This is a genomic window from Nonomuraea sp. LPB2021202275-12-8, from assembly GCF_037044575.1.
Taxonomy (GTDB): domain Bacteria; phylum Actinomycetota; class Actinomycetes; order Streptosporangiales; family Streptosporangiaceae; genus Nonomuraea.
In genome coordinates this window covers 104,405-110,815 of the sequence record NZ_JBAHWD010000029.1, presented here as the reverse complement: position 1 = coordinate 110,815, position 6,411 = coordinate 104,405, and the positions used below count along the sequence as shown (strand labels likewise).

6 protein-coding genes are annotated in these 6,411 nt (G+C 73.4%); 2 read left to right on the top strand and 4 right to left on the bottom strand.

What is annotated here, in order from left to right:
• Positions 1 to 386 (top strand): MerR family transcriptional regulator (locus tag V5E28_RS36705; RefSeq protein WP_336213938.1); only part of this gene is annotated, 386 nt, incomplete at its 5' end.
• On the opposite strand, the gene V5E28_RS36700 is transcribed toward V5E28_RS36705, so the two are convergent.
• Together V5E28_RS36700 and V5E28_RS36695 are read right to left on the bottom strand one after the other, a co-directional pair.
• Entirely contained in the window at positions 320 to 3,265 is a 2,946-nt protein-coding gene (locus tag V5E28_RS36700; RefSeq protein ID WP_336213936.1) for an AfsR/SARP family transcriptional regulator, read from the bottom strand. The genes V5E28_RS36705 and V5E28_RS36700 overlap by 67 nt on opposite strands.
• A 303-nt stretch (positions 3,266 to 3,568) precedes the next feature.
• Positions 3,569 to 4,471, bottom strand: a complete 903-nt coding sequence (locus V5E28_RS36695; RefSeq protein WP_336213934.1) for an SMP-30/gluconolactonase/LRE family protein — start codon at positions 4,469 to 4,471, stop codon at positions 3,569 to 3,571.
• 81 nt (positions 4,472 to 4,552) lie between these two features.
• Between V5E28_RS36695 and V5E28_RS36690 the strand changes: the two genes are divergently transcribed.
• Positions 4,553 to 5,206 (top strand): GNAT family N-acetyltransferase, encoded by a 654-nt coding sequence (locus V5E28_RS36690; RefSeq protein WP_336213933.1) that lies wholly within the window; start codon positions 4,553 to 4,555, stop codon positions 5,204 to 5,206.
• A gap of 28 nt (positions 5,207 to 5,234) precedes the next feature.
• On the opposite strand, the gene V5E28_RS36685 is transcribed toward V5E28_RS36690, so the two are convergent.
• Together V5E28_RS36685 and V5E28_RS36680 are read right to left on the bottom strand one after the other, a co-directional pair.
• Positions 5,235 to 6,041: an ArsR/SmtB family transcription factor gene (locus tag V5E28_RS36685; protein ID WP_336213931.1), complete on the bottom strand. Its 807-nt coding sequence runs from the start codon at positions 6,039 to 6,041 to the stop codon at positions 5,235 to 5,237.
• A gap of 67 nt (positions 6,042 to 6,108) precedes the next feature.
• Positions 6,109 to 6,318 carry a hypothetical protein gene (locus V5E28_RS36680; protein WP_336213929.1) on the bottom strand — a complete coding sequence of 70 codons (210 nt, stop codon included), beginning with the start codon at positions 6,316 to 6,318 and terminating at the stop codon, positions 6,109 to 6,111.
• Positions 6,319 to 6,411 lie beyond the last annotated feature (93 nt).

Genomic DNA, 6,411 nt, shown 5'->3' with positions numbered 1-6,411 from the left:
CACTAGTCCTGCCCGAGCCGTCGCGCCGCGCCAACGGCTACCGCGAGTACGGGATCCGGGATGCCGTCGCCCTGGCGCGGGTCCGCCGCCTCGTCGAGCTCGGGCTGAGCCTGGACGAGGCCCGGGACGCCGTCGCCGACGACCGGACCATGGAGCTGCCCGGCATCCTGACCGGGATCGACGCCGATCTGGCCCTGCAGGAGCGGGAGATCCGGGCCAGACGATCGCGGGCTCAAGCTCCAGCAGCCTGCCGACCAGATCGAGTGGGTCCGCAGCGGGGTGGACGTCGGGCCCGCGGCCCTGCACGTCACCTGGTGAGTCACCCGTCGAGTGCGGCCAGGCGGTCGCGGACGGCGGCGGCGTGCGGGGAGCCGATCGCCGTGTAGATGGCCAGGGCGCCCGCCCAGTGTTCGCGGGCCTCGCCGGGGCGGCCCGCGGCCTGGTGGATCTCCGCCAGGCCGAGGTGGGCGCGGGCCTGCTCCTCGTGCTCGCTGATCTCGCCCGCCAGGGTCAGCGCGGCGGCGTGCGTGGCGATCGCCTCGCCTGCCTGCCCGCCGCCGGCCAGCGCCTCGCCGAGCCCGTTGAGCGCGCCGGCCTCGCCGTACCGCTCGCCGATCCGCCTGAACAGGTCGAGTGCCCGTCGTTGGTGGTCGGCGGCCGCCTCGTACCGGCCCAGCCGGGTGTGGGCGTCGCCGAGGTTGGTGAGCGCGTGCGCCTCGCCGCTGCGGACGCCGAGCTCGCGGAAGATCAGGAGGGCCTGCCGGTAGTGGTCGGCCGCGGTCTCGGGGTCACCGAGCCTGGCGTGCACGATGCCGAGGTTGCCCAGCGCCTTGGCCTCGCCGCTGCGCTGACCCAGCTCGCGGTAGAGGGCCAGGGCCTGCCGGTGGTGAGCCGCCGAACCGGTGTAGTCGTTGAGCAGTTCGCGCACGATGCCCAGGTTGTTCAGGGCGTCGGCCTCCCCCACCCCGTCGCCTCCCTCGCGGAACAGGGTCACCGCGAGCTCGTGGTGGCCGGCGGCCTGGTCGTACCGGCCGCGCAGCTCGTGCACGATGCCGATGTTGGTCAGGCTGCGGGCCTCGCCGATCCGGTCGCCGATGCGCCGGTAGAGGGCCAGGGCGCTGTGGTGGTGGGTGGCGGCGTCCGCGTACTGGGCGAGACGCCGGTGGATCACCCCGAGGCAGGTGAGCACGTCGGCCTCGCCACGCGGGTCGCCGGCCTGCCGGGCCGCCTGGTGGGCGCGGGTGTGGAGCAGGAGGGCCTCGGCGAAGTGCCCGCCGCTCTCCAGGTAACGATGCAGGGTCATGGCGAGCCGGACCGAGCGGGCCCGCGCGGCCACCGCCAGCAGGACAGGGCGTTCGGTGTCGAGCCAGGCCAGGGCGTCGGCGCTGGTCAAGCGCTCGGCCGGGGCGGGGTTCTCCGGGTAGAGCGAGTCCACCGCGACCCCGGCGGCGGACAGGTAGTGGTCGAGCAGGCGGCCCCGTGCGGCCTCCTGGTCCAGGTCCTTGATCTGGGCGTCGGCCCGCCAGATGGCGTAGGCGCGCAGCAGGTCGTGCATGGCGTAGCGGCCGGTGCGGGCCGGTTGGATCAGGTGCGCTCGGGCCAGGTGGTCGAGGACGGGGCGGACCCGGGCGGGCGGCTCGCCGGCCAGCGCCGCGGCGGCCTGCACGTCGAAGTGGGGGCCGGGGTGCAGGCCCAGCAGGCAGAAGGCGCGGCCGACCGCGGCGGGCAGCCGCTGGTAGGACCAGGAGAACACGGCGCGGACCGCGGCCCGCGAATCCCCTCCGGCGTCGAGCAGGTCCAGCCGCCGCCGGTGATCGGCCAGCTCCTCGACCAGCGCCCGCAGCGAGTCGGCGGGCCGGGCGACGGCCAGCTCGGCGGCCACCCGCAGCGCCAGCGGCAGCCGCGCGCACTGCTCGGCCAGCACCGCGACGGCTTCGGGCGCCGCCCCGGCCCGCCGCCCGATGAGGGTCCCCAGCAGGGCGATCGCGTCGGCGGGGGGCAGCGCTCCGATGGTCAGCCGATGGGCGCCGTGCACGGCCACGAGCCCGGCCAGGGAGTCCCGGCTGGTCACCAGTACCGCGCAGGCCGGTGTGCCCGGCAGCAGCGGGCGGACCTGCTCCACCGACGAGGCGTTGTCCAGGACGATCAGCACCCGCCGCCCGCTGAGCTCGGTCCGGTAGCGCGCGGCCCGCTCCTCCAGGTCGAGCGGGATCTCCTGCCCGCTCACCCCGAGTGCCGCCAGGAACCCGGCGAGCGCGTCGGCCGGCGCCACGGGCTGCTCGGGATCGTAGCCGCGCAGGTTCACGTAGAGCTGCCCGCCCGGGAACGCCTCGCGCGCCTGGTGCGCCCAGCGTACGGCGAGGGCGGTCTTGCCCACCCCGGCGGTGCCGGACAGCGCGGTGATCACCACCGCCGACTCCCTCCCCGGCCCGATGAGGAGCTCCGACAGCTCCGACAGCTCTACCGCCCGTCCGGTGAACGCCGGCACGTCGGCCGGTAACTGGGCCGGGACCGCCCGCGCGGCGCCCGGCGCGGCCTCCGGGCGGCCGACAGAGCCGCGCAGCACCGCCAGGTGCAGGGCGCGCAGTTCGGGCCCCGGCTCGGCGCCCAGCTCGTCGATCAGGTGGCGGCGGGTCATGGCGTAGCAGTCCAGCGCCTCGGCGGTGCGCCCGCCCAGGCACAGCGCCCGGATCAGCTCACCGGCCAGCGACTCGGCCAGCGGGTGCTCGGCGACCGCGTCGCGCAGCCGGTCGATCACCACGTCGGGCCTGCCCAGCCGGGTCTCGGCCCGCGCCCACAGCGTCAGCGCGCCGATCCGCTGCCGGATGAGCCCTTCTCGCACCTGTGAGGCCCACTGGGAGGGCAGCTCCGCCAGCGGGGTCCCCCGCCACAGGTGGATGGCCCGGCGCAGCATCGCGACCCGTTCGGCGTCGGCGACGTCCGGCTCCCTGGCCCGGTCGAGCAGGTCGCGGAACCGGTGGAGGTCGACGTCGTTCCTGTCGACGTCGAGCACGTATCCGGACGGCAGGCGTGCCACCCCCAGCCGCATGGCGCGCACCCTGGTGATGTGCGCGTACAACGTCTCGCGCGCCTTGGGCGGCGGCTCGCCGTCCCAGACCCGGTCGATCAGCCTCTCCACCGAGACCGGCCGGCCCGCGTCGACGAGCAGCGCGGCGAGCACGGCGCGGCGCTGGGGCGGGCCGGGGTCCAGGGGGCCGCCCGCCGTGCTGATCTCCATCGGACCCAGCAGCCGGAACTCGGCCATGCACCACTCCGCCTTCTCGTCGGGTCCCCAGAAGACAGCAGAACAGACGGGCGACAAGGATTCAACAAGGTTCTGTCCAGGGCGTCAGGCCAGCATGGACTTGCGGTGGACAAGAACCACGGACGGTCCGCGGCCGTTGGCGGCGACATGGTCCGCTGACCGATCGAGCCTGACGGGGGCCCGCGAGAGCTCGGCGAGGAGACCCGCCTCGCCGGGCTCTCTTCATGTCGCGCCCGCCATCCGGGCGGCGGGCAGGCGGCCGAAGGCGCGCCAGGCACCCCCGGCCGATCGGCGTGCGGCGCGTCAGGGGCGGCCGGCGCCCGGCGCGGGCGCGGGGACGGCGAGCACTTGGCCGGTCCTGGGCCCGCCGAACGGGTCCGCCGGGTTCCACCGGGCCGCCAGGATGAACAGCGTCCTGCGGTCGGGGCCGCCGAGCATGCAGGCGAACGGGCCGCGGTCGAGCTCGATCCGTTGCAGCACCTCGCCGCCTTCGCGGACCCGTACGCACTCGTTCTCGGCGGTGGACGTCCACACGGCGCCCTCGGCGTCGAGGCAGATGCTGTCGGGGCCGAGGCCGTCGGCCCAGACCCGGCGGTTCGACAGGCCGCCGTCGGCGGCGATGTCGAAGGCGGTGAGCCTGCCGGCGAACGACTCCGAGATGATCAGCGTGGCGTTGTCGGGAGTCACCACCATCCCGTTGGGGAACTCGATGCCCTCGGCGACCACGCGGGCCGTGCCGTCGGGGGTGATCAGCGCGATGTACCCGGGGACGAAGTCCGGCCTTTCCCGCATCGGGGCACGCATCGCGTCGGGGCCCTCGCTCTGGAGACGTTCGAGGAAGGCCAGGAAGTCGAAGTCGGCGCCGTTGACGTAGATGTTGCCGCGGTGGTCGACGACGATCTCGTTGAACCCGCTGGGCAGGCCGCTCAGGTCGGCGTGACCGACCAGCGAACCGTCGGGCTCCCGGCGCAGGAGACGCCTCTTGGGCTCGGCGTTCTTCGGCACGATCAGCTGGCGGCCGTCGGGCAGCCACTCGATGGAGTGCGGGCTGATCTCCGGATCGCGGGTGACGACCTCGCTGGCGCCGTCGAGGTCGACGGCGATGATCTCGTGCGCCCCCCAGTTGCAGAGCCAGAGCCGGTCCTCGTGCCAGCGGGGCGACTCGCCGATCACGAGGTCGGTCAGCAGGATTCGAGGTTCGGTCATGGGTGTTCTCCTCCGCTGGGTCGTCCTGTCACCCTCTACACGAACGGGAAACGGCCGGATCTACGGCGACATGCCGGTGGGTTGAACGTCACCTCGAACGAACTGCCCGGTTTCCCGCCGGACGCCCGGGTGCTCATCCTCGGCTGCGACGACTTCGGGATGCATCACGAGATCAACACCGCGACGGTCGAGTCGATCGAGGCAGCCATGATCAGCCGTTGTCCCTGCACGGCGGCCGCGACTAACATCTCGCCGATGGGTGAAGCGCGGAGGGCGACGGCGGCGGACGCCGAGGAGCTGGTGCGGCTGCGGGCCGTGCTGCTCGCTCACATGAGCGGGCGGGAGCCGGTCGGCGAGGATTGGCGGCAGGCGGCGGCCGACATGCTGAGGGCCCGGCTGGACGAGCCGGATACGACCATGGCCGCCTTCGTCGTGGACCGGCCCGACCGGCCGGGCGCGCTGGCCGCCTGCGCGGTCGGCGCCGTCGACCAGCGGCTCGGCGGGCCGGGCAACCCCGCCGGGACGTGCGGTTACGTCTACAGCGTCGCCACCGACCCGGACCAGCGGCGACGCGGCTACTCGCGGCAGTGCGTGACGGCCCTGCTCGGCTGGTACCGCGACCGCGGCATCGCGACGGTCTTCCTGCGCGCGTCCGAGGAGGGCGAGCCGCTCTACCGCTCGCTGGGGTTCGACCGCACGGGCGACCCCGCCATGCGGCTCCAGCTCCCGAACTGACCGGAGCGGAGCCGGGTGAGGCGCGCGGTCACGCGCCGGCCTGTGCGGCTTCCGCGGCGAGGGGGGCGCCGGTTTCGAGCAGGGTCTTGAGGCTGGACAGCAGCTCGGGCCAGCCCTGACCGACCATCTCGCGCACCGTGCTGCCGGGGTCGAAGCCGTCGTGGACGACGGTCAGCTTGACCGTGTCGCCGTGCGGTTCGAGGTCGAACGTCACCTTCGACCGGCCTTCGGCGGCCAGCTTGGCCAGGACCTCCTCGCTCAGGCCGACGGCCTGGGCGAACTCGGGCGTGAACGTGTGCCAGGTGTAGGACAGCCGGCGGCCGGGCTCCGACTCCAGGACGACCTGGCCGGGGTCGGCGATCGTGACGCCTTCCTGCCGCCACGTCATCGCCGACCCGGCCCGCCAGTCCGATTCGAGGGCGACCCCCCAGTAGCGGCGCGTGAACGCCGGGTCGGTCAGCGCCTGCCAGAGGCGTTCGGGCGTGGTCCTGATGTAGGTGGTGTAGACGAACGCGGAGGTTTCCATCGGTTCCTGCTCCAGTGCGGTCTTGAGGTCGGCGAGCGCCCCGGCCCGCTCGCGGTCGTAGCAGCTGATCCAGCGATCGGCGATTGCGTTGATCGGCGCGGCGTCGAGGTAGTGCAGCTTCTCCCTGCCCTGACGCACGGACGTCACCAGGCCTGCGGTCTCCAGCACCGCCAGGTGCTTGCTGACCGACTGGCGCGCCATGTCGAGCCCGTCGCACAGCTCGCGCAGGGTCTGCCCGTTGCGGGAGTTGAGGCGGTCCAGCAGCCGCCGGCGGCTGGCGTCGGCCAGCGCCTTGAACACCTCGTCCATCTGCCATCCCTTATATGCAGCCGTTCGGCTGCCTGAACAATAGGCAGCCGAACGGCTGCATGTCAACCTAATCCCCGGTGACGGGGTTCTTCGCCAATCGCTTCTCCGACACCAGCAGCCTCACCGTGCCGACCCGCTCGGGCTCGGCGGCCCAGACGATCCAGTGGTCGCCGACCTCGGCCGACTGCCTGTCGGGATCCACGGAGAAACCGTCACTCTGCGGCTCGATGATCTGGAAGGTGACCCGCAACCCTCTCCTGCGGGCTTCCGCCACCACCTCGGCGACGGTCCGCTCATCGGGGTCGTAGCCGTCGAGCGATCTCGCTGTGTCACAGGATCTCCTAGGGGCAGGTGCCGGACACAGTGGTCA